This is a genomic window from Stella humosa (assembly GCF_006738645.1).
GTDB lineage: Bacteria > Pseudomonadota > Alphaproteobacteria > ATCC43930 > Allostellaceae > Allostella > Allostella humosa.
Window position 1 is genome coordinate 4,344,508 of sequence record NZ_AP019700.1, and the last position, 26,501, is coordinate 4,371,008.

The 26,501-nt window shown below is 71.3% G+C and carries 23 protein-coding genes and 1 pseudogene; 16 read left to right on the plus strand and 8 right to left on the minus strand.

The genetic code is table 11. The features are described 5' to 3' along the window. The first annotated feature begins 56 nt into the window (after window positions 1-56). The 3 genes from STVA_RS20340 to STVA_RS20350 all read left to right on the plus strand — a co-directional run bounded on the left by STVA_RS20340 (window position 57) and on the right by STVA_RS20350 (window position 2,887). A complete protein-coding gene (locus tag STVA_RS20340) occupies window positions 57-1,667 on the plus strand; it encodes a GMC family oxidoreductase (RefSeq protein WP_170216542.1) in 1,611 nt (536 codons plus the stop codon). Further along, window positions 1,667-1,936 (plus strand): HigA family addiction module antitoxin, encoded by a 270-nt coding sequence (locus tag STVA_RS20345; RefSeq protein ID WP_170216548.1) that lies wholly within the window; start codon window positions 1,667-1,669, stop codon window positions 1,934-1,936. Before STVA_RS20340 ends, STVA_RS20345 begins: the two co-directional genes overlap by 1 nt. Before the next feature lie 72 nt (window positions 1,937-2,008). After that, window positions 2,009-2,887 (plus strand): hypothetical protein, encoded by an 879-nt coding sequence (locus tag STVA_RS20350; protein WP_197735694.1) that lies wholly within the window; start codon window positions 2,009-2,011, stop codon window positions 2,885-2,887. Window positions 2,888-2,932: 45 nt separating this feature from the next. On the opposite strand, the gene tcuA is transcribed toward STVA_RS20350, so the two are convergent. Beyond that, window positions 2,933-4,426 carry an FAD-dependent tricarballylate dehydrogenase TcuA gene (gene tcuA / locus STVA_RS20355; RefSeq protein WP_123691513.1) on the minus strand — a complete coding sequence of 498 codons (1,494 nt, stop codon included), beginning with the start codon at window positions 4,424-4,426 and terminating at the stop codon, window positions 2,933-2,935. 76 nt (window positions 4,427-4,502) lie between these two features. Next, window positions 4,503-4,997 carry a DUF2165 family protein gene (locus STVA_RS20360; RefSeq protein WP_123692844.1) on the minus strand — a complete coding sequence of 165 codons (495 nt, stop codon included), beginning with the start codon at window positions 4,995-4,997 and terminating at the stop codon, window positions 4,503-4,505. A gap of 111 nt (window positions 4,998-5,108) precedes the next feature. On the opposite strand from STVA_RS20360, the gene STVA_RS20365 reads away from it, so the two are divergent. Then, window positions 5,109-5,348 (plus strand): TraR/DksA family transcriptional regulator, encoded by a 240-nt coding sequence (locus tag STVA_RS20365; RefSeq protein WP_123691515.1) that lies wholly within the window; start codon window positions 5,109-5,111, stop codon window positions 5,346-5,348. After that, window positions 5,345-6,133 (plus strand): SDR family NAD(P)-dependent oxidoreductase, encoded by a 789-nt coding sequence (locus STVA_RS20370; RefSeq protein WP_123691517.1) that lies wholly within the window; start codon window positions 5,345-5,347, stop codon window positions 6,131-6,133. The genes STVA_RS20365 and STVA_RS20370 overlap by 4 nt, the downstream gene beginning before the upstream one ends. Here the strand turns inward: STVA_RS20370 and STVA_RS20375 are convergent. The 3 genes from STVA_RS20375 to STVA_RS20385 are packed head-to-tail and all read right to left on the minus strand — an operon-like array spanning window position 6,121 to window position 8,331. Then, window positions 6,121-7,404 (minus strand): alkaline phosphatase family protein, encoded by a 1,284-nt coding sequence (locus STVA_RS20375; RefSeq protein ID WP_123691519.1) that lies wholly within the window; start codon window positions 7,402-7,404, stop codon window positions 6,121-6,123. The genes STVA_RS20370 and STVA_RS20375 overlap by 13 nt on opposite strands. Window positions 7,405-7,432: 28 nt before the next feature. Then, window positions 7,433-8,134, minus strand: coding sequence for an alpha/beta fold hydrolase (locus STVA_RS20380; protein ID WP_123691521.1), 702 nt, complete (start codon window positions 8,132-8,134; stop codon window positions 7,433-7,435). Continuing rightward, complete coding sequence (locus tag STVA_RS20385; RefSeq protein ID WP_123691523.1) at window positions 8,131-8,331, minus strand: tautomerase family protein; 201 nt, start codon at window positions 8,329-8,331, stop codon at window positions 8,131-8,133. The genes STVA_RS20380 and STVA_RS20385 overlap by 4 nt, the downstream gene beginning before the upstream one ends. A 113-nt stretch (window positions 8,332-8,444) precedes the next feature. On the opposite strand from STVA_RS20385, the gene STVA_RS20390 reads away from it, so the two are divergent. After that, a complete protein-coding gene (locus STVA_RS20390) occupies window positions 8,445-8,900 on the plus strand; it encodes a winged helix-turn-helix domain-containing protein (RefSeq protein WP_123691525.1) in 456 nt (151 codons plus the stop codon). On the opposite strand, the gene STVA_RS20395 is transcribed toward STVA_RS20390, so the two are convergent. Then, window positions 8,897-9,814, minus strand: coding sequence for a LysR family transcriptional regulator (locus STVA_RS20395; RefSeq protein ID WP_123691527.1), 918 nt, complete (start codon window positions 9,812-9,814; stop codon window positions 8,897-8,899). The genes STVA_RS20390 and STVA_RS20395 overlap by 4 nt on opposite strands. 173 nt (window positions 9,815-9,987) lie before the next feature. Here STVA_RS20395 and STVA_RS20400 point away from each other — a divergent pair. Next, window positions 9,988-10,962 (plus strand): annotated as a pseudogene (locus STVA_RS20400) (MFS transporter); the annotation flags it as partial. A 92-nt stretch (window positions 10,963-11,054) separates the two neighbouring features. On the opposite strand, the gene modC reads toward STVA_RS20400, so the two are convergent. Beyond that, window positions 11,055-12,131 carry a molybdenum ABC transporter ATP-binding protein gene (modC, locus tag STVA_RS20405; RefSeq protein WP_123691529.1) on the minus strand — a complete coding sequence of 359 codons (1,077 nt, stop codon included), beginning with the start codon at window positions 12,129-12,131 and terminating at the stop codon, window positions 11,055-11,057. Next, window positions 12,131-12,841 (minus strand): molybdate ABC transporter permease subunit, encoded by a 711-nt coding sequence (gene modB, locus STVA_RS20410; protein WP_123691531.1) that lies wholly within the window; start codon window positions 12,839-12,841, stop codon window positions 12,131-12,133. Before modB ends, modC begins: the two co-directional genes overlap by 1 nt. A gap of 160 nt (window positions 12,842-13,001) precedes the next feature. Between modB and STVA_RS20415 the strand changes: the two genes are divergently transcribed. From STVA_RS20415 to STVA_RS20455, 9 genes are all read left to right on the plus strand, one after another. Then, window positions 13,002-13,946: a response regulator gene (locus STVA_RS20415; protein WP_170216549.1), complete on the plus strand. Its 945-nt coding sequence runs from the start codon at window positions 13,002-13,004 to the stop codon at window positions 13,944-13,946. Window positions 13,947-14,091: 145 nt separating this feature from the next. Next, on the plus strand, window positions 14,092-15,453 hold the full coding sequence (locus STVA_RS20420) for a mannose-1-phosphate guanylyltransferase/mannose-6-phosphate isomerase (protein ID WP_276508829.1): 1,362 nt from the start codon (window positions 14,092-14,094) through the stop codon (window positions 15,451-15,453). Then, complete coding sequence (locus tag STVA_RS20425) at window positions 15,453-18,005, plus strand: ATP-binding protein (RefSeq protein WP_123691537.1); 2,553 nt, start codon at window positions 15,453-15,455, stop codon at window positions 18,003-18,005. Before STVA_RS20420 ends, STVA_RS20425 begins: the two co-directional genes overlap by 1 nt. A 91-nt stretch (window positions 18,006-18,096) precedes the next feature. Continuing rightward, a complete protein-coding gene (locus tag STVA_RS20430) occupies window positions 18,097-19,212 on the plus strand; it encodes a CaiB/BaiF CoA transferase family protein (RefSeq protein WP_123691539.1) in 1,116 nt (371 codons plus the stop codon). Next, window positions 19,209-21,059, plus strand: a complete 1,851-nt coding sequence (locus STVA_RS20435) for a hypothetical protein (RefSeq protein ID WP_123691541.1) — start codon at window positions 19,209-19,211, stop codon at window positions 21,057-21,059. The genes STVA_RS20430 and STVA_RS20435 overlap by 4 nt, the downstream gene beginning before the upstream one ends. Before the next feature lie 106 nt (window positions 21,060-21,165). Continuing rightward, entirely contained in the window at window positions 21,166-22,194 is a 1,029-nt protein-coding gene (locus tag STVA_RS20440) for an ABC transporter substrate-binding protein (protein ID WP_123691543.1), read from the plus strand. Next, a complete protein-coding gene (locus tag STVA_RS20445) occupies window positions 22,194-23,216 on the plus strand; it encodes an ABC transporter substrate-binding protein (protein ID WP_123691545.1) in 1,023 nt (340 codons plus the stop codon). Before STVA_RS20440 ends, STVA_RS20445 begins: the two co-directional genes overlap by 1 nt. Next, the gene (locus STVA_RS20450; protein ID WP_123691547.1) at window positions 23,213-25,429 is read left to right on the plus strand and encodes an ABC transporter permease; all 2,217 of its coding nucleotides are present in this window, start codon (window positions 23,213-23,215) and stop codon (window positions 25,427-25,429) included. The genes STVA_RS20445 and STVA_RS20450 overlap by 4 nt, the downstream gene beginning before the upstream one ends. Then, complete coding sequence (locus STVA_RS20455; protein WP_123691549.1) at window positions 25,426-26,493, plus strand: ABC transporter ATP-binding protein; 1,068 nt, start codon at window positions 25,426-25,428, stop codon at window positions 26,491-26,493. Before STVA_RS20450 ends, STVA_RS20455 begins: the two co-directional genes overlap by 4 nt. Window positions 26,494-26,501: the final 8 nt, after the last annotated feature.

The window sequence follows — 26,501 nt, forward strand, 5'->3', positions numbered from 1 at the left end:
AATCCCGCCCGCGCGACAAGGGCAGGACGGCCGGGACCAAGAGGAGGAGCGCTGTCGTGGCCGACTGGGACTACATCATCGTGGGTGCCGGCTCGGCCGGCTGCGTGCTCGCCAACCGGCTGAGCGCCGACCCGTCCTGCCGGGTGCTGCTGCTGGAGGCCGGGCGCAAGGACGACAGCTTCTGGATCCCCATCCCGGTCGGCTTCCTGAAGCTGATCAGCGACAAGACCTACAACTGGTGCTTCGCGACCGAGCCCGAGGACAATGTCGCCGGCCGGTCGATCCAGATCCCGCGCGGCAAGACGCTGGGCGGGTCGAGCTCGATCAACGGCATGATCTATGTGCGCGGCCAGCCGCTGGACTTCGACACCTGGTCGCAGCTCGGCTGCCGCGGTTGGTCCTACGAGTCGGTGCTGCCCTATTTCCGCCGGTCCGAGAACTATGCCGGCGGCGGCAACGAGATCCGCGGCAGCGGCGGCCCGCTCGACGTGCTGGAGGTGCCGGAGCGCCACGCCATCCTCGACGCCTTCATCGACGCCGCGGTCGAGGCGGGCTACCCGCGCAACCCCGACTACAACAGCGGCGACCAGGAGGGTGTCGCCTACTACCAGGTGACGCAGCGCCGCGGCCGGCGCTGGTCGACCGCGCGCGCCTTCCTCGATACCGCCCGCAAGCGGCCCAACCTGCGCGTCGAGACCGAGGCGCAGACGACCCGCGTGCTGCTGGAGGGCCGGCGCGCCGTCGGCATCGAGTACGTCCAGGGCGGCCAGACGAAGACCGCGCGCGCCGCCCGCGAGGTGGTGCTGGCGGCGGGTGCGGTGCAGTCGCCGCAGCTACTGGAACTATCCGGCATCGGCCGGCCCGACGTGCTGGGCGGCTTCGGCATCGCGGTCCGGCATGAACTACCGGGCGTCGGCGAGAACTATCGCGACCATTTCGCCCCGCGCATGAACTGGCGGGTGAAGCTGCCGGTCACCCTGAACGAGCAGACGCGCGGCCTGTCCTTCCTGCGCGAGTTGGCGAAATACTACACGACCGGTCGCGGCATCCTGACCCTGCCGGCCGGCATCGTCGCCGGCTTCGTGAAGACCCGGCCCGAGGTCGAGGGGCCGGACGTGCAGTACCATTTCGCCCATGCCAGCTATGCCTCGGCCGCCGTGCGCACGCTGGACCGGGAGCCCGGCATGACCATCACCGTCTGCCAGCTACGCCCGGAGTCCAAGGGCTCCATCCACGTGAAATCGGCCGACCCGCTGGCGCCGCCGGCCATCCGCCCGAACTTCCTGGCCGAGGCGGTCGACCGCCAATGCGTCGTCGACGGCATGAAGATCGCGCGCCGCATCGTCGAGCAGCCGGCGATGGACCGCTACCGCGCCTTCGAGATGACCCCCGGCCCGTCGGTGCAGAGCGACGAGGAATGGCTGCAGTTCGCCCGTGCCAACGGCCAGACCGTCTACCACCCGATCGGCACCTGCAAGATGGGCCACGACCGCATGGCGGTCGTCGACGACCGCCTGCGCGTCCACGGCATCGCCGGCCTGCGCGTGGTCGACGCCTCGATCATGCCGACCCTGGTGTCGGGCAACACCAACGCCCCCACCATCATGATCGGCGAGAAGGGCGCGGACATGATCCTGGAGGACGCCAAGGCACGGGTGGCGGCGTGATGAACGACACACCCCTCAAGATCGCGATGCGGCCGCCGCATCCGGGCGTGTTCCTGCGGGAAGAAGTCCTTGAAGTGCTCGAACTCTCCATCGACAGCGCCGCCGCGAAACTCGGGGTCGAACATTCCGAGTTGGTGGACCTGTTGAATGGCGCCGCATCGTTGTCGAACGAGATGGCCCGGCGGGTGGAGAAGGTCTTCGGCCTCAATATGGAGACGATGCTCCGTATGCAGGCATGGCATGACCGATGCAGCATGGCCGCAACGTAGGGCAGCGATCGCAAAACGGTCGTCGAGCGCCTCTACGCTTTGCGTTCACCGAAGTTGAACCAGGAGGCGCGCGTGACATCCTTTCGGCACATCGTGAACATGGTGGTGGGGCTGGCGGTCGGCATGGGCGGCGCCATGGCGGCGTCGGCGCAGGCGATCGACAACAGTTCGCTCGACGGCAGCGCCTTTCGCGGCCATGTCGCGACCTACGGCCTGGTCTACCGGCTGCCGCCGGACGTGACCGGGGTGCTGGACGCGAAGATCACCGGGCCGTTGCAGGCGCACCTGCTGCGGCTCGGCCTGAAGGACGAGGCGCGGACGTCGAACCTCCCGCACGTCACCGTCGTCCACCTGCACAGCGCCGACCCGGCGACGCCACAGAAGATGCTGAAGGCCCTGCCCAAGGTGCCGGCGCCGATCGTGCTGACCCTGAAGACCTTCTACACGACCGAGGCCGCCAAGGATGCCGGCCACCCCTGGTGGCTCGACCTCGGCATCGTCAAGACGGGCGACGGCTTCGAGACGCTGATGTCCTACAACACCGTTGCCACCGCCGCCCTGACGCCGCTGCGCGACGGGCCGCTGCCGCGCTGCACCGGGCCGGTCTTCGCCAAGATGGGCGACGCCGCCAAGGACTTGGTGAAGACGGTCGGCGTCAGCGGCGTCAACGTGGTGAAGGACGGCAAGGAGTTGCGCTCGCACAACCCGCACAACACGCTGGTCTACAGCATGGCCAAGTTCGACCCGCCGGTGCAGGCGGCCATGAAGCAGGTGGCGGACGAGTTCAACGCCGTCCTGCCCGACGGCATCGCCACCACCTTCAAGGACGTGTCGATCGTCGAGATCGGCTTCTCGGGCAACGTCCTGCGGGAATTCTATCGCATCAGCCTGGAGGACGGCTCGGCGGTCGACGTCGCCACCGGCCAGGTGGTGGCGACGATCGCGAAGTAGCAGCCGGCAGCCCCCTTGCCCCGGCCAGGGCAAGGGGGCTGCCGTTCAGGCCCGGCCGCTGGCGCGCGCCCCGGCGCTGGTCCCGGCCAGCTTGCCGAAGACGGCCCCCGACATCAGGCCGGTGCCGCCCGGATAGTTGAAATAGAAGAGCCCGCCCACCAGTTCGCCCGCGGCATAGAGGCCGGGGATCGCCTGGCCCTCGGTGTCGACCACCCGCCCCTCGCCATCGACGCGCAGGCCACCGAAGGTGAAGGTGATGCCGCAGGTGACGGCGTAGGCCTCGAACGGTCCCTCGTCGATGGTGTTGGCCCAGTTCGACTTGGGGATCGCCAGCCCTTCCGTCGTGCGCCCGTCCTTCACGTTGGGATCGAACGGGATGTCGGTGCGCACGGCCGCGTTATAGGCGTGGATGGTGGCCAGCGCCCGCACCGGATCGACATCGTCCAGCTTCTGCACCAGCTCTTCCAGGGTGGCCGCCTGTACCTTGGTCACCTGGCGGATGCGGTACTCGTCGCGCAGCAGGTGGGCGGTCTTGCGGTCGAATATCTGCCAGGCGAACTGGTTGGGCTGGTTCAGGATGACCCGGCCGTACTTGGCGTAGGTGTAGTTGCGGAAGTCGGCCCCCTCGTCGACGAAGCGCTCGCCATTGGCGTTCAGCATGATGCTGAAGGGGTAGCTGTGCTTCTGGAAGCCGTCGCCGACCGCCAGGTCGCCGAACTCGGGCGCGTTGCGGTCCCAGCCGACGGCGTGGCAGCCGGACCAGTTGCCATAGGGCATGGCCCCGGCCGCCAGGGCCATGGTGATGCCGTCGCCGGTGTTGAAGCGGCTGCCCCGCACCTTGGCCAGGTCCCAGCCTGGGCCGAGATAGCGGGTGCGCATCTCCGAGTTGGCCTCGAAGCCGCCGGCCGCGATCACCACGGCCTTGGCCCGCACCTCGCGCGTGCGGCCGCCATGGCGCACGCGCACGCCGGTGACCCCGTCGTCGCCCGACACCAGCGACACGGCGCGCGCCTCGTAGACGACCTCGATGCCCTCGCGCGCGGCGGCCGTGAAGAGCGCGTCGACCAGGCCCGGCCCGCCGCCCCAGGCCTCGACCGTCAGCCCGCCCCAGAACTTGAAGCGGCCATCGACCTTGAAGGCCTGGCGGCCCCAGATCGGCGCAAAGCGCACGCCCTTCTCGCGCATCCAGCGCAGCGTCGGGCGCGAGCGGTGGACCAGCAGTTCCACCAGGTCGGGGTTGGCGCGGTATTCCGTCACCCGGCCCATGTCGTCGAAGAACTTCTCGGCCGTGTAGGTGCCGAAATCGGTGTTGGCGATCTCTTCGTTCGTCAGGTCCGGCATCAGCGCCTTGAGGTCGTCGACCCCATCATAGACGCAGCGGATGGCGCCGGCGGTGAAACGCGTGTTGCCGCCGCGCTCGCCCTCCGGCGCGCGTTCCAGCACCAGCACCGAGGCGCCCTGCTCACGCGCCGCCAGGGCCGCGCACATGGCCGCGTTGCCGGCGCCGATCACCACCACGTCCTTCATCTCGGGCAGCATGTCCTGTCCCCTCCCGGGTCTTCGTTCGCTTCTGCGTGCGCCCGGCTTACGAGGGTTTGCCGCCCTTGCCAAGGCGTCAGTCGGCCTCCTCGCCGCCCGTCAGGTGCAGCAACGCCACGCCGATCACCAGCAGGAAGATCGCGGCCGCGCGCTGGCCGTTCCAGGTCTGCGACTGCCACATGGCGAACCACTCGCCGCCGACGGCGATGAAGCCCCCGGCATAGAGCAGGAAGCCGGCCGTCAGGCCCAGGATCGCCGCCCCGCGCGCCGCCTGGAACTGCCGGCGCGGGGCGGTCCGCGCCTGCCACAGCCGCGCGACGCCCAGCCACAGGAGGGCTGCCGTCGCGACCTGCCAGGCGATGATCAGGATGTAGGCCGCGTGGTGCAGCGTCGGATTCGCGATGGCGCGCCACATCAGGGCCGGCGACTTGAAGGTCGTGTCCATCGCCAGGACATGCTGCACGAAGGCGAAGTTGCTGCCGTAGTCGGTGATGTTGCCGAGCGCCACCAGGGCGAAGAACAGGGCCACGGTGGCGACCAGGGCGATGCGCGAAAAGCGGATGGCGGTCATCGTCGGCCGGCCCCCCATCGCCGGCCATATCAGAATGATCACCGCCGGTGCCATTTGCCAATCGCCAGGGATGTGTTCTCCTCGATTCCCGAAGACAGGGGAGAGCCCGATATGGGGAGCAGGTTCGAGCCCGACCGCTCTCGGCAAGTCGCCGATGCGGCGTTCCTGGCAGAGCAGCGGCGGCAATCGATGATCCGGCGGATCGATGCGGCCTTGGCGCGGATCGAGGCCGGCCAGTACGGCTATTGCACCCGCTGCGGCGGGCAGATCGCGGCCAGCCAGCTCGACCACGAGCCGACCACCGCCTTCTGCGTCGCCTGTGCCGGCGGCACCGGTCCGGAGATGCGATGACCAGCACCGCCACCCCCTTCTCCCTCGACGGCCGGCGTGCCCTGGTGACGGGTGCCGCGCGCGGCATCGGCCGGGCGATAGCGGCTGCCCTGAACCGGGCCGGCGCCGCGGTGTGGCTGACCGACCTCGACGGGCCGGCCGCGCAGGCGGCGGCCCGGTGCATGGGCGCGGCTGGCGGCGGCGCGCTCGACGTGACCGACGCCGGCGCGGTGGAGGCCGCGTTCGCCGCGGCGGAGGCCACCCTGGGCCCGCTCGACATCGTCGTCGCCAATGCCGGCATCTCGACCATGAACCGCGTCGTCGACCTGAGCGAGGCGGAATGGGACGCCAACATGGCCGTCAACGCCAAGGGCGTCTTCCTGGTCGATCGCTGCGCCGTGCGCCGGTTCCTGGCGCGTGGCACCCGCGGCGTCATCGTCAACACCGCCTCGCTGGCCGGCAAGGTGGGCGCGCCGCTGCTGGCCCACTATTCCGCCAGCAAGTTCGCCGTGGTGGGCTTCACCCAGGCGCTGGCGCGCGAGGTGGCGGCCGACGGCATCCGCGTCAACGCCGTCTGCCCCGGTTTCGTGCGCACCGGCATGCAGGAGCGCGAGATCGCCTGGGAATCGACGCTGCGCGGCATGACCCCCGATGAAGTCGTCGCCGACTACATCCGGCAGACGCCGCTCGGCCGGCTGGAGGAGCCCGAGGACGTGGCCGACGTCGTCGTCTTCCTGGCGGGCGACGGCGCCCGCTTCATGACAGGCCAGGCGATCAACGTGACGGGTGGGGTCTACACCACCTGAGGCGGGTCCAGCGGCAGCGCGCGGCCGTCCATGCCTTCGGCCGGCTGGCCCAGATGGCGCAGCACGGTGGGCGCGATGTCGATGAGAGAGGCCGGGTGATCGGTCGCCCGCGCCGTGGCGAAGCCGCCGCCCCGAACAACCAGGAACGGGTTCTGCTCGTTCACGCCGATGCCGCCATGCTGGCCGAAGCCGTCATAGCTCTTGCTGCTTTCCGGATCGGCCACGATGTCGGCGCGGCCCCGCACGCCATAGCCATTGGGCTCGTCGTCGGCCGCCGTGGTCAGGGCGAGCAGCACGTCGCCGCCGGCCGGCATGCCCAGTTCGGCCAGTTCCGGCCCGGCGAAGACCCGGCCGACCCAATCCTCGGCTTCAAGAAACCGTCGCAGCGCCGGCCCGCGGTCGCGGGCGTGCGGTGCGGCATAGATTACCGCGCCCGTGCCGTTCGGCGCCAGCACGATGTCGGTGCTGTCGGCCGCGTCCTTCAGGCCGGATGCGACCAGCCGGGCAGTGGCATCGACCGTGCGCCGGGTCGTCTCCATCCCGTGGTCGGAGCAGACGACGACCAGCACCGCGTCGCCCGCCGCCTCCAGCCGGGCGACGGTGGCCAGGACCTGGGCCACCCGGTCGTCGGCGGTGCGGATCGCGGCCAGGTGGGCGGGCGAGCCCAGCGGCTCGGCGTGGCCGGTATGGTCGGGCTCGGACAACCACAGCACGCCCAGGGCGGGCCGGCGGTCCGACAGGACCTCGCCGCAGAAGCGGTCGGTCATCGCCCGGTCGCCCTCGGCGCCGATACCGATGGCGAGGTGGCGGTCGCCCGTCTCGGGCTCCAGGCCCGGGCCGAAGGAACCGGCGCGGTGATAGACGTAGCCCCACCCGTCCGGGTCGTGGAAGTAGGCCGCCCCGGCCGAGACGTTGGACATGACGACGGCCCCGCCATGGGGGGCCAGCCGCTGGGCCAGCGTCGGCACCTTCAGGGTGGCACCGGTGGCGCGGCGCATGCGCTGGCGGAAATCCGGGTTGCCAACCGAGCGGCAGACCAGCCCCTCGCCCTCGTCGAGCGCCATCGTGTTGCCCAGCAGCCCGTGCGTCGCCGGCAGGCAGCCGGTCGCCATCGAGGCGGAGCTGGTGCGGGTCGTGGAGGGGAACACGCTGCGATAAGCGCGGAACGCGCAGGCATCCGCCATCAGTCCCGCCAGCACCGGGGCGGTGTCGGGCCGGATCAGATCCTGCCGCAGGCTGTCGCAGACGACGATGACGGCGCGCCGGGCCATGGGACGTTCCTTGCTTGGCGGAGAGAAATCAGTCCTGCAGCCAGTATTGCAGCAGGGCGGTGACGGCCTGCGGCCGTTCGAGCGGCGTCATGTGGCCCGAATCCTCGATCACCACCAGCCGGGCGCCGGGGATGCCGGCCGCCATCTCGGCATGCAGTTCGGGCGGGGTCAGCGCGTCCTGGCGGCCGCAGGCGACCAGGGTCGGCACGGCGATGCGGCCGAGGTCGCCGCGCGAGTCCGGCCGGCCCAGCATCGCCTTCTGCTGGTTGAGGAAGCCGTCGCGGCCGACGCGATGGGCCATCGCCATCAGCCCGCCGACCAGGGCGGCGTCGGCCAGCCGGTCGGGATGGACGAAGATCGGCATGTAGGCGTCCATCACCTGGTTCAACTCGCCGCGCTCGCCCATCGCCATGAAGCGGTGGCGGCGCTCCCGCTGCTCGGGCGTGTCCGGCCGGGCCGAGGTGTCAAGCAGCGCCAGGCGCGACACCCGCCCCGGCGCCTGGCGCAGGATCTCGAAGGCGAGGTAGCCACCCATGGAGAAGCCCGCCAGCGCGAACCGGTCCGGTGCCGTGGCCAGCACGGCCCCGGCCATGGCGGCCAGGCTGTCGTGGCGGCTGAGGTCGGCCACCGTGACCGGGACGGTCGCGGCCAGGTGGCGGAGCGGATGGTCCCACAGCCCCTCGTCGGCCATGTGGCCGGGCAGCAGGACGAGGGGCGCGGGCCCGGTCATTTCTTGCTCTTGCGGATCTCGGCCACCGACCGCTCACCCAGATACCAGTCCTCGGCGGCCACTTCCTCGAACACCACCCAGACGGATTCCTTGGCGCTGCCGTTCACGGTGTGGATGGCATCGGCGATCTTGCGGGCCATCTCGTCCTTCTTGGCCTGGTCGGGGCCGGCGACGAGACGGACATTGACGAACGGCATCGGGGATCCTTTCGGGGGACAAGCGTCGGGACGACCGGTGTAGTCCAGGACGGCCACCGGCCGGAAGGGGGTTGCAGGGCAGCCCCGCTGCTGTAGCCTCGTGCCCGACCGCCATGAGCCCGCCCCCCGACAAGCCCGCACCACGCGGCGTCACCCGCCTTGCCCGCAACCCGGCCCGCGGCGGGGGCGAGGCTCGGCTGACGATCCGCGTCGATTTCGGCGAGCATGGGGCGCTGGGGCCGGGCAAGATCCGCCTGCTCGAGCTGATCGGCGCCCAGGGCTCGATCTCGGCCGCGGGGCGCGCGATGGGCATGTCCTACCGCCGCGCCTGGCTGCTGGTCGACAGCCTGAACCAGGCGTTCCGCGAACCCATGGTGGCGACCCAGCATGGCGGATCGGGCGGCGGTGGGGCCGTGCTGACGGCCGCCGGCCAGGCCCTGATCGCGCGCTATCGCCGGATGGAGGCAGAGGTCGAGAGCGCCGCCGGCCAGCACCTCGCGGCATTCGCGGCATCCCTGTCCGAGCGCCCGCCCGCATTCGTCGCCCCCGACATGGACGACGAGGGCTAGCCGGCCGTGGCGGCGGGCCGGTGCAATCGCTCGACGAGGTAGTCGACGAAGACGCGGATGCGCCGCGGCATGCTGGCGCCACCGACGAACAGGGCGTGCACGTCCTCGGTATCGCCGGGGTTGAACGCGTCCAGCAGCCGGACCAGCCGGCCGGCCGCGATGTCGTCGTCGACATGGAAGCTGCCCACCCGGGCGATGCCGACGCCCTGCTGGGCCAGTTGCACCAGCGTTTCCCCGTTGTTGGCCTCGATGTTGCCGCCGACGCTCAGCACGTAGTCGCGCCCCTGGTGGCGGAACGGCCAGGCGGGGTCGGCGCGCCGGAAGCTGAAGTTGAGGCAGTTGTGGGCGAGCAGATCGTCCGGCACTTGCGGCGTGCCGGCCCGCGCCAGGTAATCCGGCGATGCGACGATCGTGCGGCCGTTGGTGCCGAGCCGCCGGGCGGTCAGCGGGCTGTCGGTCAGCGGCCCGAAGCGGATCGCCACGTCGGCCTGGCCCGCCAGCATGTCCACCAGTTCGTCGCTGAGATTGATCTCGACGACGATCCCCGGATAGCGCGCGACGAACCCGGCCAATAACGGGACGATCGTCAGCCGGCCATAGGCCAGCCCGACGCTGACGCGCAGCCGGCCGCGCGGGGCGGCCTGATAGGCGATGGCGCTCTCGGATTCGGCCAGGTCGCCCAGGATCCGCCGCGCCGCCAGGTGATAGGCCTCGCCCTCTGGCGTCAGCCGCAGCGCCCGCGTCGTGCGGACGATGAGGCGGACGCCGAGCCGCGTTTCTATCCGCGAAACGATGCGGCTGACCGCCGATGGCGTCAGCCCCAGCGCCCGCCCGGCAGCGGACAGGCTGCCAGCCCGGACGACCGCGTCGAAGACCTCCATGTCGCCCGCGCGATCGACCCTGGTCCGTGTCATCTGTGAATCCGACGCAAAGGTGCTGGTCCGGACCTGTCTCTACTGCCTTCCGGCGGGCGCTGCCACCTGTGCTGCCGAACAGTCCAGGACCCATCATGAAACTCAATCCCGCCATCATGGCGCTCGCGGTCGGCGCCTTCGGCATCGGCGTCACCGAATTCTCGCCGATGGGCATGCTGCCGACGATCGCCACCGACCTCGAAGTCTCGATCCCGACCGCCGGATTGCTGGTCAGCGCCTACGCGTTCGGCGTGCTGGTCGGCGCCCCCTTGCTGACGATGACCACCGCCCGCGTGCCCCGCCGCACGTTGCTGATCGCGATGATGGGCATCTTCACGGTCGGCAACCTGCTGGCCGCGCTGTCGGGCGGGTACGGCACGCTGCTGTTCGCGCGGGTCTTCACCTCGCTCAGCCATGGCGCCTTCTTCGGCGTCGGCTCCGTCGTCGCCGCCCGGCTGGTGCCGGCGGACAAGCGGGCGGGCGCGGTCGCGGCCATGTTCATGGGGCTGACGATCGCCAATGTCGCGGGCGTACCGCTGGCCGCCTGGGCGGCCGAGCAGTTCGGCTGGCGCGCCGTGTTCTGGGCGGTGACCGGCCTCGGCCTGGCGGCCATGACGGCGCTACGGCTGGCCCTGCCCGACATGGCGGCCGACGCCGGCGCCGACATGCGGGCCGAGTTGCGCGTGCTCGGGCGCCGGCCGGTCCTGTCGGCATTGCTGCTGACGGTGATCGGCTCGATCGCGATGTTCACGGTCTTCACCTACTTCGCCCCGATCCTGCAGGAAGAGACCGGCGCGTCCAACGCGTTCGTCGCCGGGATGCTCGTGGTCTACGGGCTGGGGCTGACGCTCGGGAACTGGCTGGGGGGCCGCTATGCCGACCGTTCGGTCGATGGCACGCTGATCGCGACGCTGGCCGGCATGACGCTGCTCCTGGGCCTGTTCGCGGTCGGCATGCGCTGGCCGCTGCCGGCCGCGGTGCTGATCTTCCTGTGGGGGATCGCCAGCTTCGCGCTCGTCCCGCCCTTGCAGATGCGCGTGATGCAGGCGGCCGGCGATGCCCCGAACCTGGCCTCGGCCATGAACATCGGCGCCTTCAACCTCGGCAATGCGCTGGGGGCAGCGATGGGCGGCGCCGTGATCGATGCCGGGCTGGGATATCCGGCGGTAGCCGCGGCCGGTGCCGCCATGGCAGCCACCGGCCTGGCGCTGGTCCTGGCCCTCAAGCGTGGCGCCAGGCCCTATCCGGGGTCGATCGCGACCGACTTGACGACGGCGAAGACGGGTAGCCCCGGCCGCAGGCCCAACTGCTCCACCGACCGGCGCGTCACGCGGGCGACCAGCACCGCGGCACCACAGGCGACCTGCACGTCGGCCGCGGCCCCCTGACCCTCGGCGATGGCGACGATCCGGCCCGCGAACTGGTTGAGGGCGCTGATCCCCTGTGGCGGGACGGTCGCCAGCATCACGTCGCGGGCGCGGATGCGCAGGCGCAGGCGGGCACCCGCCGCCAGCCCCTGCCCCGGCACGAGCAGCGGCCCGGCCGGGGAATGCACCGTCGCCAGGCCGAACCCGTCATCGACCGATTCCACCCGCCCCTCCAGCACCGCGCCCGCCTCGTCGGCGCCCGCCAGGGGTTCCAGGTCGACGCGGGCCAGGATCTGGCCCGCCGGCCCCGACGCCAGCACGCGCCCGCCCGCCATCAGCACGACCGTGCCGGCGAGGCGCGCCACCTCGTCGATCGCGTGGCTGACATAGAGGATCGGGATGCCCGCTTCGTCGCGCAGGCGTTCGATGTAAGGCAGGATCTCGGCCTTGCGGGCATGGTCGAGGGCGGCCAGCGGCTCGTCCATCAGGAGGATGCGCGGGCTGGCCAGCAGCGCCCGGCCGATCGCCACCCGCTGGCGCTCGCCGCCCGACAGCCCGGCCGGCCGGCGATCCAGGAGATGGTCGATGCCGAGGATCGCCACCACCCGGTCCAGGCCGTCGCGGCGGTCGGCCGCACGGGTGAACCAGCGGCCATACAGCAGGTTGTGGCGGACGCTGAGATGGGGGAAGAGGCGCGATTCCTGGAAGATGTAGCCAATGCGCCGGCGGTGGCGCGGCACGAAGACGCCGGCCGCCCGATCCACCAGCACCCGCCCGTCGACCACCACGCGCCCCTCGTCCGGCCGCACCAGCCCGGCCACGATGTTGACGAGCGAGGTCTTGCCCGAGCCGGAGCGGCCGAAGAGCGCCGTCAGCCCGGCCTCGCCGGTGAAGCGGGCATCCAGCGCGAAGCCCCCGAAGCGGTGGCGGACATCGACGTCGAGCCGCATCAGGTGCTGGCCCGCACGTCGAGCCCCAGCCGGTGACCCGCACGCCGCGCCAGCCATTCCGATGCCAGCAGCGCCGCCACCGAGATCGCGACCGAGATCGCCGTCAGCCGCAGCGCGCCGGCGTCCCCGCCCGGCACCTGGGTGAAGGCATAGATGGCCGACGGCAGGGTCTGGGTTTCGCCCGGGATGCTGGAGACGAAGGTGATCGTGGCGCCGAATTCGCCCATCGCCTTAGCGAAGCACAACACGGTGCCGGCGATGATGCCGGGCAGCGTCAGCGGCAGGGTGACGGTGAGGAACACCCAGGCGGGGGCCGCCCCCAGCGTGCCGGCGGCATCCTCCAGCCGGCGGTCGACCGCTTCCAGGGACAGGCGGATCGCGCGCACCATCAGAGGGAAACCCATGACGGCGGCGGCCAGCGCCGCCCCGGTCCAGCGGAACGCCAGCACGATCCCCAGATGCTCGGCCAGGAAGGCGCCCAGCACCCCCCGGCGCCCGAACAGCAGCAACAGCAGGTAGCCCGTCACCACCGGCGGCATGATCAGCGGCAGGTGGACCAGCGCGTTCAGCAGCCCGACGCCGGGAAACCGCCCGCGCGCCAGCGCCAGCGCCACCAGGACCGCCACCGGCAGGCTGGCCGCGGTGGCCCAGCCCGCGACCAGCAGGCTGAGGCGGATCGCCGCCATCTCGGCGTCGGTCAGGCCCAGCATCGGCTTCCAGGAGGCAAGTGAACCGGCATTGGCGATATATCCACCAATATATGTCGTATGCCAATGGTGCAGGCTGGTCGTGACGGCGGCGCGCACGGCACGGTATTAGTTCATCATGCGCTGTCGGTCTTTGGCGGTCGACAGCGGCGGAACCATACGGATGAAGGCAGGGCGGGACATGCGTGCGCTGGTGGTCGACGACGTGCCGGAGATCCGGGAGCTGATCAGCGTGCTCCTGACCGGCGACGGCTTCCGCGTCGAGGACATGGCGGAATCGGCCGAGGAGGCGTTCCTGCGGCTGAAGCTGGACGAGCCGGCCGCCGCCGCCGCGGTCGACGTGATCCTGCTCGACGTCATGCTGCCGGGGATCGACGGCATCGCCGCCTGCGGCCGGATCAAGAGCGACCCCCGCTATCGCGACGTGCCGGTCCTGATGGTGACGGCCCGCCAGGAGAATGCCTCCCTGCAGCAGGCGTTCGCCGCCGGGGCGGCCGACTATATCCGCAAGCCAGTGCAGAAGTCGGAACTGCTGGCCCGCGTCCGCTCGGCGCTGCGGCTGCGCATGGATGCCGACCGCCGGCCCGAGCCGGAGCTGCCGGCCAAGGGCGCCCCCGGCCGGGTCGTCGACCCGCAACTGCTGCTGCCCCATCGCGAACTGATCGACGCCACGCTGGAGGCCGCAGCCCTGGCCGACCGGTCGCCGCCGATGGCGCTGGTGGCGATCCGCATCGACGGGCACGTTGCCCTGGCCGAGCGCCATGGCGGGGAAGCGTTGCTGCGCCTGAACCTGGCGCTCGCCGACCGGATGGGCCGCGAACCCGGCTGCCTGGGCGACCTCATGGCCCAGGATGGCGAGGATCGCCTGTTCATCCTGTTGCGCCGGACCCAGGCCCCCGATGCCGAGGCGCGGACCCGCCGCTGGGTAGCCGCGATCGCGGCCGCCGACCTCGGCGCCGACGCCGGCATCGCCGGCGTGACGGCCAGTGCCGGCATGGCGTGGTGCCCGGGCGACCTGCCGGGAGGCTTGCGGGAGCTGCCCGGCCGCGCGCTGGCCGCCCTCCACGCGGCCGCCAACAGCGGCGGCGGCCGGCTGGAGATCGCCTGAAACCCGTCCCGACCGCCCCCTGCCCGCTCGCAGCCCGCGCCCCGCACCAGGCCCACCCGCGCAAAGGACGCCGCCGATGCCACCGATCCACCCCCGTCTCCATCCGGTCATCCTGTCGGGGGGGTCCGGAACGCGCCTGTGGCCGATGTCCCGCGCCGACCTGCCCAAGCAGTTGCTGCCTCTGCTGGGGCCGACATCGCTCTTGCAGGAGACGGCAACGCGGGTGACGGACGCGGCCTTGTTCGCCCCGCCGCTCGTCGTCTGCAACGAGGACCACCGTTTCCTGGTGGCCGAGCAGCTGCGCGCCATCGGCGTCCAGCCGTCGGCGATCGTGCTGGAGCCGGTCGGGCGCAACACGGCACCGGCCGTGGCCGTGGCGGCCGCCATCATCGCCCGCACCGACCCGGGCGGGGTGATGCTGGTGCTGCCGTCAGACCACCACATCGCCGACCTGGCGGCCTTCCACGCGGCGGTCGCGCGCGCCGCCGCCGCGGCGGCGGAAGGCCGCTTCGCGCTTTTCGGCATCAAGCCGACCGGGCCGGACAGCGGCTACGGGTATATCGTGCAGGGGGCGGCCGCCGGCCTCGAGGGCGTCTTCAAGGTCGATCGCTTCGTGGAAAAGCCGCCGCGCGCCGAGGCCGAGGCCCTGCTGGCCACCGGCCATGGCTGGTGGAACAGCGGCATCTTCGTGCTGCGCTGCGACCAGTACCTGGCCGAGATCGAGCGGCTGCAGCCGGCGGTGGCGGCGGCAGCAGCGGCGGCGGTTGCGGCCGGCGGCGGCGACCTCGACTTCCTGCGGCTCGGCCGCGACGCGTTCGCGGCCTCGCCCTCCATCTCGATCGACCATGCGGTGATGGAGCACACCGGCGACGCCGTGGTCGTGCCGGTGGAGATGACCTGGAGCGACCTCGGCTCCTGGCAGGCCTTGTGGGAGATCACGGCCAAGGATGGGGACGGCAACGCCTTTTCCGGCGATGTCGTGGCCCTGGACAGCCGCGACTGCTACGTGCGCGGCGACAAGCGGCTGGTGGCGCTGCTGGGCGTCGAGGGCATCAGCGTCGTCGATACCGACGACGCCCTGATCGTCATGGCGCGCGAGCGCTCGCAGGACGTGCGCCGGATCGTCGACCTGCTGGCGGCCCGCAAGCGCCGCGAAGTGAAGAGCCACAAGCGCATCTATCGGCCATGGGGCTACTACGAGACGATCGACCTCGGCGTGCGCCACCAGGTGAAGCACATCCAGGTCAAGGAAGGCGGACAGCTATCCTTGCAGATGCACCACCATCGCGCGGAACACTGGATCGTCGTCAGCGGCACCGCCCGCGTGACCTGCGGCAACGAAGATCGACTGCTGCAGGAGAACGAATCCATCTACATTCCACTGGGGCAGCGTCATAGACTGGAAAATCCCGGCCGCATTCCGCTTCACCTGATCGAAGTGCAGACCGGCAGCTACCTCGGGGAGGACGATATCGTGCGGTTCGAGGACACCTACGGCCGAGCGTGATGTCGGACGGCCAGCCATCCGGCCATCGCCGGCATTCCTGGACCACCGTCATCTCCCTCGTCGTCACCGGCTATATCGCCATCCTGGTGGTGGCGATCGCGGGCAACTGGGTGACGGCGCAGCAGGATCGGCAGGCGATGCTGCAGGCGACGGAGCGTGCGGCCTCGGCCACGGCGCTGTTGCTGGCCGAATATGTCGACCGCACCATCCAGGCGATCGACCTGCACATGCACGGCGTCGCCGAGACCTTCCTGCAATCGGGCGAAAGCCTGGAGACGTTTCTCGAGCGCACGACGCCCCTGGCGCGCCAGGGCATCCAGCAGCTGCCGCAGGCGATGGGCTTTGCCGTCACCGACGCCGCGGGGATCGTGCGGCTGGCGGCGGCCCAGGAAACGATCGGCATGAATTTCGGCCTGAATCCCAATTTCCGCCTGCTGGCCGCGGACCCGTCGCGGCGCTACATCCACTCCCGCCCGATGATGATGCCGCAGATCGGCCAGCGCGCGGTGGTGTTCGCCTGGCCGCTGCGCGACGCCGCCGGCAAGTTCCACGGTGCGGTCGGCACGATGCTGAACGCCGACTATTTCGCCACCATCATGGGCCGGCTGGCGGCCAGCGGCAGCGCCCATGCCGGTGCCATCGCCTATCCGGATGGGACGATCCTGGCCGCCTATGGCATGGGCAAGGCCGACAATGCGGGCCGCTGGATGCTGCCGGCCGGGACCGGCGGACAGGTCCCGCGCGACGGCGGCGTCCGCGTTGCCTATTTCAACGGGGTTCTGGGCGACAACGAGGGTGCCTGGATGCTGGCGTCGGCGGGCATTCCCGGCTTCGGCCAGAACGCGGTGGTGGCCGTCGACCTCGAGGAGGTGCTGGCCCCCGTGCATGAGCGATCGCTGCTGCTGGCCGCCTTCTCGGTCGGCGGCCTGCTGGTGCTGGCGATCTTCTCGTGGGTGGTCCTGCGGTCCTATCGCGCCCAGGCCCAGGCGCTGGCCACGGCCGAGACCGCCAATCGCGCCAAGACCGGCTTCCTGGCCGTCCTCAGTCACGAGATCCGCACGCCGATGAACGCCATCCTCGGCATGAACCGGCTGCTGCGGACCGCCCCCGACCTGCCGCCCCGCCTGCATCACCACACCTCGATCATCCGTTCGGCCGGCGAGAACCTGCTGGCGGTCCTCAACGACATGCTGGACGTCTCGAAGATCGAGGCCGGGCTGCTGGAACTGGAAACCGTCGATTTCGACCTGGAGCAGCTGCTGGACGAGGTCATCTCCCTGTTCCGGCCGGCCGCGGCCGAAAAAGGGCTGGAGCTGCGCCTGCATCCCCTGTCGCCACCCCCGCCCTTCCTGCGCGGGGACCCGGTGCGCATCCAGCAGATCCTGGGCAACCTGATCGGCAACGCCCTCAAGTTCACCCGTGAGGGGCGGGTCGACGTGCATATCGTCGTGCGCGGCGCCGTCCGCGGCGACCCCTCCGGCCGGCCGGTCGCGCTGCGGATCGAGGTGCGCGACACCGGGATCGGCATTCCAGACGACCATCGCCAGCGCCTGTTCAAGCCCTTCGCGCAGGCCGACAGCTCGATCACGCGCCGCTTCGGCGGTACCGGCCTGGGCCTGGTGATCTGCCGCCGGCTGAGCCAACTCATGGGCGGCGACATCGATTTCGACAGCAAGGAGGGGGTCGGCAGCCGCTTCCACGTCAATCTGGGCCTGATCACCGCCGAGGCGCGGCGGCCGCGCGAGGCCGGCACCTGGGTGATGCCGGCCTTGCCGTCCATGGCCATCCTGGTGGCCGAGGATTCCGCCCTGAACCAGGAACTGATGCGCGAGACGCTACAGGCGGCGGGGCATCGGGTGACGATCGCCGAGAACGGGCGCGAGGTGGTGAAGGCGGCCGAGCGCGGCGGCTTCGACCTGATCCTGATGGATGTGCGCATGCCCGACATGGATGGGGTCGAGGCGACGCGGCGCATCCGCGCCGGCAGCGGACCGGCCGCCACCCTGCCGATCATCGGCCTGACCGCAGACGCGACCGAGGCGCAGCGCGTGGAATGCCTGGCGGCCGGCATGGAGGCGGTGCTGGTGAAGCCGGTGGATTTCTCGCGCCTTTGGCAGGTGGCCGCCGGGCTGGTGCGCACACCGCCCGTGGCGATCGACGCCGTGCCGCGCGCGGTCGCTGAGCCAGAGCCGGCCGCCCCCGCGCCATCCGACCCCGTGCCATCCGACGACCGCCCGGCGCTGATCGACACCCAGCGCCGCGAGCGGACCGCTGCCGCCATCGGCAGCGAGCAGGAACGCCGGCTGTTCCAGGCCATGCTCGAGAGCGTGGAGGAAACGCTGACGACGCTGGCCGAACCCGACCTGCCGGCCGACCAGGTGCGCGCCGCCGCCCACCGCGCCAAGGGGGCGGCGGCCAATCTCGGCAGCCCGCGCCTGGCGCACCTGCTGGGCGAGGTGGAGGCCGCCGCGCGTGCCGGCGAGGCCATGGCGGCGGGACGCCTGGACGGCCTGCGCTCGACGCTGAAGGCAGTGTCGGCGGCTGCGGCCTGAACAGCCGGCCCGCCGCGCGGCCGATCGCTGGCGGGCGGGCACGATTCCACCATAGGATGGCGTCCCCGCCACCCGACCGGATCCCCGCCCCATGGCCCCCTTGGACGGCATCACCGTCATCGACTTCTCGACCCTGCTGCCGGGGCCGCTCGCCACCTTGATCCTGGCCGAGGCCGGCGCCACCGTGCTGAAGATCGAGCGGCCGGGCACGGGCGAGGACATGCGTGCCTATCCACCCGCCTTCGGCCAGGACAGCGTCAACTTCGCGCTCCTCAACCGCGGCAAGCGCTCCATCGCCATCGACCTGAAGGCGCCGGGTGCCGTCGACCGGCTGCTGCCGCTGATCGACCGCGCCGACGTGGTGGTCGAGCAGTTCCGGCCGGGCGTGATGGATCGCCTGGGCCTGGGCTGGGAGCGGCTGTCCCAGCGCAATCCGCGTCTGGTCTATTGCGCCATCACCGGCTTCGGCCAGAGCGGGCCCAAGGCCCAGGTCGCCGGCCACGACCTGAACTACATGGCCGAGACCGGGCTGCTGGCGTTGGCCGCCGGGCCGGACGGCGCGCCGGTGGTGCCGCCGGCCCTGGTCGCCGACATCGCCGGGGGCACCTATCCGGCCGTCATCAACATCCTGCTGGCGCTGGCCCAGCGGCAGCACACCGGGACCGGCCAGCGGCTCGACATCGCCATGACCGACAACCTCTTCACCTTCATGTACTGGGCGATGGGCGACGGCATCGCCGGGGGCGCCTGGCCGCGGCCGGCAGGCGCCCGGGTGACCGGCGGCTCGGCGCGCTACCGCATCTATCGCACCCGCGACGGCGCCTACATGGCTGCCGCCCCGCTGGAAGACCGCTTCTGGAAGATCTTCTGCGAGGTGGTCGACCTGCCGGCCGCGGCCCGCGACGACAGCGCCGACCCGGAAGCCACCGCGCGCGTGGTGGCCGAGCGCATCGCCAGCCGCACGGCTGCCGAATGGCAGGCCGCTTTCACCGGGCGCGACTGCTGCACCGTCCTGGTGAACAGCCTGAAGGACGCCATGGCCGACCCGCATTTCGTCGCCCGCGGCCTGTTCGACCGCGGGCTGCTGGACGGCCTGGGCAACCGCATGCCGGCGTTGAAGACGCCGGTGGTGCCGGGCATGACCGCCACCCCGGCCGAGGCGGGCTATCCCGCCCTGGGCGAGGCCAACGGCCTGCTCGACCGATGAGCGAGCGCATCCCGCCGCGGCGGATCCAGGGCTGGCGGTTGCAGGGCGCCAACTGGATCGCCAGCCGTTCGGTCTATGCCGCGCGGGTCGAAGGCGACTATGACGCCACCACCTGGGCGGCCGCGCGCGCGCTGCTGGACCGGCTGCTGCCGGCCGGCCTGCCCGATGACAGGCTGGCCGAGACACCCGACGAACTGCACAAGGCGGTCGAGGATGTCGCCCGCTTCCTGCTCGGCTGGTTCGGGCATGCCGTGGCGCCCGTCGAACGCACCATCATGGGCGCATCCGCCCCCCAGACCGTCGCCGTGGCCATGAGCAATCCGGACATGACGGCAGCGGCGGTCGGCTTCTCGCTGCGGCTGCTGGTGAAGGCCGGTGAAGGCCCGGCCGAGGACGCCTGGATCAAGGAGAACCGGGGCTATCTCCTGGCCATGCGGCATGACGGCGACGAATGGCTGCGCGGCTCGCGCCGGTACATGGTGCGCGCGGCCGAGGCTCGCGGAATACCTTGGCGGCAGTTCACGGCCGCCCCCCATATCCTGTTGCTGGGCGAGGGCCGGCATGGCCGGCGGTACGACGCCTCGGGCACATGGCGCACGTCCATCCTGGCCACCACGATCGCCGGCAACAAGCGCAGCGGCAACCAGGCGCTGCGCCGGGCCGGCCTGCCGGCGCCGCTGCAGGTCCGGGTCGCCGATGCCGCGGCGGTGCATGCCGCCGTGGCCGATCTGGGCCTGCCGCTGGTGCTGAAACCCCAGGCGCTGCGCGAGATGCAGGGCATGCGAATCGTCTATCGCGCCGAGGAGATCGACGGCGCCTTCGAGCATGCCGCCAGCTTCAACCAGCCGGTGGTGGCCGAGAGCTACATCCCCGGCCACGAATATCGCGTGCTCGTGCTGGAGGGGCAGGTCCTGGCCGTCGCCATGCGCCTGCCGGTATCGGTGACGGGCGACGGCCGCACGAGCATTGCCGGCCTGGTCGAAGCGGCCAACCGCGATCCCCGCCGCGGCTCGATCGCCGAGGGCTTCGCGCTGGCCCCCATCGTCATCGAGGCGTTGAGCCTGCGCTATCTGGAATCCTGCGGCCGCACGCCGGACGACGTGCCCGCGGCCGGCGAAGTGGTCCAGGTGCATCCCCTGCCGATGATGCGGTTCGGCGGCGACGGACGCTTCGACGCGACCGACGCCATCCATCCCGACAACCGGGAGATGGCGATCCGCGCCGTGGAGGCCGTCGGCCTCGACATCGCCGGCATCGACCTGCGCATGCCCGACATCGCCCGCTCCTGGCGCGAGGTGGGAGCGGGCATCTGCGAGATCAACCCGCAGCCGAACCTCTTCGTGCATTACGAGTTCGCCACCACCCGCGACGTGGCCGGGGCCCTGCTCGACCGCACCTATCCGCCGGCCGACCGCCTGCCGATGCGCCATGTGCTGCTGGCCGGCGAGGGCGACCTGTCCGCCCATGTCGCGGCCGTGGCGGCAGCCTGCCGGGCGCATTTCGGCTGGCGGGTGGGGACGGCCGCCGACGGGCGGGTCGACCTCGAAGGCTGGATACCGGATGCGCCCGCCGCCACCCTGCCCGACGCCCACGGGCTGGTGGCCGAGGACCGCGAGCTCGACCTCGGCGTGTATGCGATCGACCCGGCCAGCACCCGCGTGACCGGGCTGGGCCTGGTCCGCCTCGACGTCGCCATGGGGGCGATCGACGAGCGGTCGCTCGTCTGGCGGATGTTCGACGCCAGCGTACGGGCCGCCGGCACGGTGCTGCGGCGCCTGCCCGAGGATCCGGCGGCAACGGCCCAGCGGGTGGTGGCGCTGCTCGAGACGGCGATCCGCAAGGATTGAATTCCCCGGCAGGGCGCTGGGCAAGGGTCGCGCGAATTGTTACAGATTCGCGACGGCAGCATCGGCCCCTCGCGGGGCCCCAGAACATCCTTGGGGGGAAACCGGCATGAAGAAGAACTGGGCGCTCGCCGCCATCCTGTCCCTGGTCGGGGTCGCCAGCCCGGCTTTCGGCCAGGGCCAGCTCAACCTCTATTGCTCGGTCCAGGTGGAATGGTGCCAGGCCATCGCCACCAACTTCGAGCGCGACACCAAGGTGAAGGTGGCGATGACGCAGAAGGGCTCGGGCGAGACCTTCGCGCAGATCCGCGCCGAGGCGCAGAATCCGAAAGCGGACGTGTGGTTCGGCGGCACCGGCGACCCGCACATGGCCGCCGCCGAGGAGAACCTGACGGTCGCCTACGAGAGCGCCAACCTGAAGGACCTCCACCCCTGGGCCCGCAAGCAGTGGGAGCAGTCGAACAAGCGCGCGGTCGGCGTCTATGCCGGGGCGCTGGGCTTCGGCTTCAACCGCGAGCTGCTGGCCAAGAAGAATCAGGCAGCACCCGCCTGCTGGGCCGACCTGGTGAAGCCGGGCTTCAAGGGCGAGATCCAGATGGCCAACCCGAACTCGTCGGGCACCGCCTATGTGATGATCGCGACGCTGGTCCAGCTCATGGGCGAGGACAAGTCGTTCGAGTACATGAAGGCGCTCCACCCCAACATCAACGCCTACACCCGGTCGGGCACCGCGCCGATCAAGGCGGTGGCCCGCGGCGAGACGGGCGTGTCGATCAGCTTCGTGCATGACGCGGTGGTGGAGGCGAATGCCGGCTTCCCCGCCGACTATGCGACGCCGTGCGAGGGCACCGGCTTCGAGATCGGCTCCATGTCGATCATCGCCGGGTCCCGCAACCTGCCCAACGCGCGCAAGTTCTACGACTGGGCGCTGACGGCGCCGGCCCAGCGCCTGGGCTACGACGCGGGCAAGCAGTTGCAGACGCCCGCCAACATGAGCGCACCGCTGCCGCCCAAGGCGCCCGACCTGACGAAGATGAAGCTCATCGACTACGACTTCGCCAAGTATGGCAAGGCGGCCGAGCGCAAGCGCCTGATCGAGCGGTGGGACCGCGACATCGGCAGCCTGCCGCGCGGCTGATGAACCGCCTTCTCGCCCACGGACTGGGCCTGGCCCTGCTGCTGGCGGCCGTGCCCGCGGCCGGTCGGGGCCAGCTCAACCTCTACTGCTCCGGCCCGGTCGAATGGTGCCAGGAAATGGCGACGGGCTTCCAGGCGGCAACCGCCGTCACCGTCGCCATGACCCAGAAGAGCACGGGCGAGGTGCTGGCCCAGATGCGGGCGGAGGCCGCCAACCCGCGCGGCGACGTGTGGTGGACGGGCCAGGCCGATGCCCATCTCGTGGCAGCCGAGCAGGGCCTGACCGAGCCGTGGCGGCCGGCCGCCCTGGACGACCTGGAGCCCTGGGCGCGCGACCTGTGGACGGCATCGGGCGGACGCGCGGTCGGCATGGCGGGGCTGGTGGTCGGCATCGGCTACAACACCGAGCTGCTGGACAAGAAGAAGCTGCCGCCGCCCGCCTGCTGGGACGACCTGCTGAAGCCCGCCTATCGCGGCGAGATCCAGATGTCGAACCCGCATTCGTCGGGCACGGCCTATACGATCCTCACCATCCTCATCCAACTGAAGGGCGAGGACCCGGCGTTCGCCTTCCTCAAGGGGATGCACGCCAACGTCAACAGCTACCCCCGATCCGGGATCGCGCCGACGCGCGCCGTCGCCCGCGGCGAGACCGGCATATCGCTGGGCTTCGTGCAGGGCTTCGCGGCCGAGAGGCGCGCGGGCTTCCCGGTCGAGACCGCGGCGCCCTGCGAGGGCACGACGCTGGCGGTCGACGCCATGTCGATCGTCAAGGGTGCCCGCAATCGCACCGAGGCCCGGCGCTTCTTCGACTGGGCGCTGACCCCGGAGGCCCAGGCGCTGACCGCCAAGGCCGGCCACCTGCACCTGCCGGCCAACAGCAAGGCGCCGCCGCCGCCGGGCTCGCCCGACCTGTCGAAGGCCCGGCTGGTGCCGCAGGACCTGGCCCGCTTCGGCCAGTCGGCCGAGCGCAACCGCCTGCTCAATCGCTGGGACGAGGAAATCGGGCGGCTGCCGCGATGAGGAAGCCCGCCGCCGGCCTGTGGTGGTGGGTGGCGCTGGCGGGCGTATTGCTGCTGCCCTGGCACATGCAGCAGGAAGGGGTGGGGCCGGCCTCGCTGCTGGCCCTCTTCCAGGACGATCCCGAGGCGGCATCCGCCGCCGCCCAGGCCGTGCGCCACGGCCGCTTCTGGTTCTGGCCGGTGCTGGCCGCGCTGCTGGTCGCGGCCCCCGCCGTGCTGCGGCCCGGGATGGTGCGCGAGCGCCGCGGCCTGCTGCTGGCGCTGGGCGGGCTGGCCGGGCTGGCCGCCATCGTGGCCCAGGGGTTCGCCATCGGCATCCGCGGCTGGAACGCGCCGTGGCTGGAAGCCCTGTTCGGCCCGATCGAGGACCGGCAGTTCGGCATCGGCCTCGGCGGCGCCGTGGCGGCGGTGGGCTTCCTCTTCCAGGCAACCGACGGGCTGGCGCTGCGCGGCGCCTTCAAGGGGGACCGCTTCACCGCGGGCGCCGTCGGCCTGCTGGTGGGCTCCATCCTGGTCTTCACCTTCTGGCCGATGGCGACGATCCTGGTGCAGGCGTTCGGCGGGCGCGGCGAGTTGGGGCCCCTGGCTGCCTTCGCCGACCGGCTGGCGGACCGCAAGGTCTGGGGCTTGGCCTGTATCGCCTCGGCCCAGTCCTGCGGCGTCGCCTGGAACACGCTGACGCTGGCGGTCTCGACCGCGACCGCGGCCACCGCGCTTGGCCTTGCCTTCGCGCTGATTGCGACCCGCACCAGCTTTCCCGCCCGGCACGCCATGCGGCTGCTGACGGTGCTGCCGATCATCACCCCGCCCTTCGTCATCGGGCTCGGGCTGATCCTGATCTTCGGGCGGTCGGGCGTCCTCAACCAGGTGGTGGAGGCCTTGACCGGCGCCCAGCTCGGCCGCTGGATCTATGGCGCGCAGGGCGTGTGGCTGGCCCAGGTCTTCTCCTTCACGCCGACCGCCTTCCTGGTGCTGATCGGCGTCGTCGAGGGCATCTCGCCCACCATGGAGGAGGCCTCGCGCACGCTGCGCGCCTCGCCCATGCGCACCTTCACCACCGTCTCGCTGCCGCTGATGCGGCCGGGGCTGGCCAATGCCTGGTTGGTGGTCTTCGTCGAGAGCCTGGCCGACTTCGGCAACCCGATCGTGCTGGGTGGGTCCTTCGGCGTGCTGTCGACCGAGATCTTCTTCGCCGTCGTCGGCGCCCAGGCCGATTTCGGCCGCGCGGCGATGCTGGCGCTCGTCCTGCTGGCCTTCGCGCTGGCGGCCTTCTTCCTGCAGCGGGCCGTGCTCGGCCGGCGGTCCTATGTCTCGATGTCGGGCAAGGGTGACGGCGGGCTGCCCAGCACCCTGCCCCGGCCGGTCTCCATCGCCGCGTTCGCGATCGCCGTGCCGTGGGCGATCCTGACCGTCATCGTCTATGTCATGGCGCTGGCCGGCGCCTTCGTGAAGGTGTGGGGCCGCGACTGGACGCCGACGCTCGACCATTTCGAGCGCGCCTTCTCGATCACGGCGGCCCCCGGCGGCGGCTTCATCCTGTCGGGGCTGGCCTGGAACTCGCTGGGGACGACGGTGCTGCTGGCGGCCATCGCCGCACCGATCACGGCGGCACTCGGCCTGCTCGCGTCCTGGGTGCTGTCGCGCCAGCGCTTCGCCGGCCGCTTCGCGCTGGAATTCGCGCTGATGCTGACCTTTGCCGTGCCCGGCACGGTGATCGGCGTCGCCTACATCCTGACCTACAACATCCCGCCATTGGAGATCACCGGGACGGGCATCATCCTGGTGGCCTGCTTCGTCTTCCGCAACATGCCGGTCGGTGTGCGCTCGGGCATGGCCGCCATGAGCCAGCTCGACCGCAGCCTGGACGAGGCCTCGGCCACGCTGCGCGCCACCACCTTCCGCACGCTGTGCCGGGTGGTCCTGCCGCTGCTGAAGCCGGCGGTGCTGACCGCGCTCGTCTATTCCTTCGTGCGTGCCATGACGACGGTCAGCGCCGTGATCTTCCTGGTCTCGGCCCAGCACGAGATGGCGACCGTCTTCATCATCAACCGGGTGATCAACGGCGACTATGGCGTCTCGATCGCCTACAGCGCCGCCCTTATCCTGCTGATGGTCTGCGCCATCGGCATCATCCAGCTCCTGGTCGGCAACCGCCGGCTCGGCCGCCGGCGGGCGGCGGCCCCCGCCGTCATTCCCGTGGGGGGACGCGCGTGACGGTATCGGCGAAGGCTGGGGCAGAGGTCCGGCTCGAGGGCATCGGCAAGCGCTATGGCCCGGTCGCGGCGGTAAAGCCCCTCGACCTGGTGATCGCCGGCGGCACGCTGGTGACGCTGCTGGGCCCGTCCGGCTGCGGCAAGACCACGCTTCTGCGCATGATCGCGGGGCTGGAGGTGCCGACCGAGGGCCGCATCTCGATCGGCGGGCGGGACGTCACCCGCCTGTCGGCCGGCGAGCGCGACGTCAGCCTGGTGTTCCAGTCCTATGCCCTCTTCCCGCACATGACGGTGGCCGAGAACGTCGCCTACGGCCTGGTCTCGTCGGGCATGGGCAAGCGGGCGGCGGCCGAGCGGGCGCTGGCGGCGCTGGCCTCGGTCGGGCTGGACGGCCTTGGCCAGCGCCTGCCGTCGGAACTGTCGGGCGGCCAGCAGCAGCGCGTCGCGGTTGCCCGCGCGCTGGTGCTGGAGCCGGCCGTGCTGCTGTTCGACGAGCCGCTCTCCAACCTCGACGCCCGCCTGCGGCGCAAGATGCGCGACGAGATCCGCGAGTTGCAGCAGCGCCTGGGCGTGACGGTCGTCTATGTGACGCACGACCAGAGCGAGGCGCTGGCCGTGTCCGACCGCATCGTCGTCATGCGCAACGCCGAGATCGCCCAGGCCGGCACCCCGGCCGAGCTCTACGAGCAGCCGGCCGACATCTTCGTCGCGGGCTTCATGGGCGAGGCCAACATCCTGCCCGCCCGCATCACCGCGCTCGCCGGCGACGACGCCACGGTAGAGATCGGCCCGATGACAGTGACCCTGCCCCATCGCGGCCTGGCCACCGGGGAAGCGGCCCTGGCCATCCGCCCGGAGGCGGTGCGCATCGGCCCGCCCGGCCCGGGCAGCCTGCCGGCCCGCGTCCGCCGCGCGGCCTACATGGGGGCGGTCATGGAATACACGCTGGACAGCGCCATCGGCGCGGTCTTCGCCGTCAGTCCGGATGTCGGCCACCCCCTGCCCGTCGACGCCGAAGCCGGCCTGACGCTGGCCGACCGCGGGGTGGTGCTGGTACGATCCTAGCATCGAGC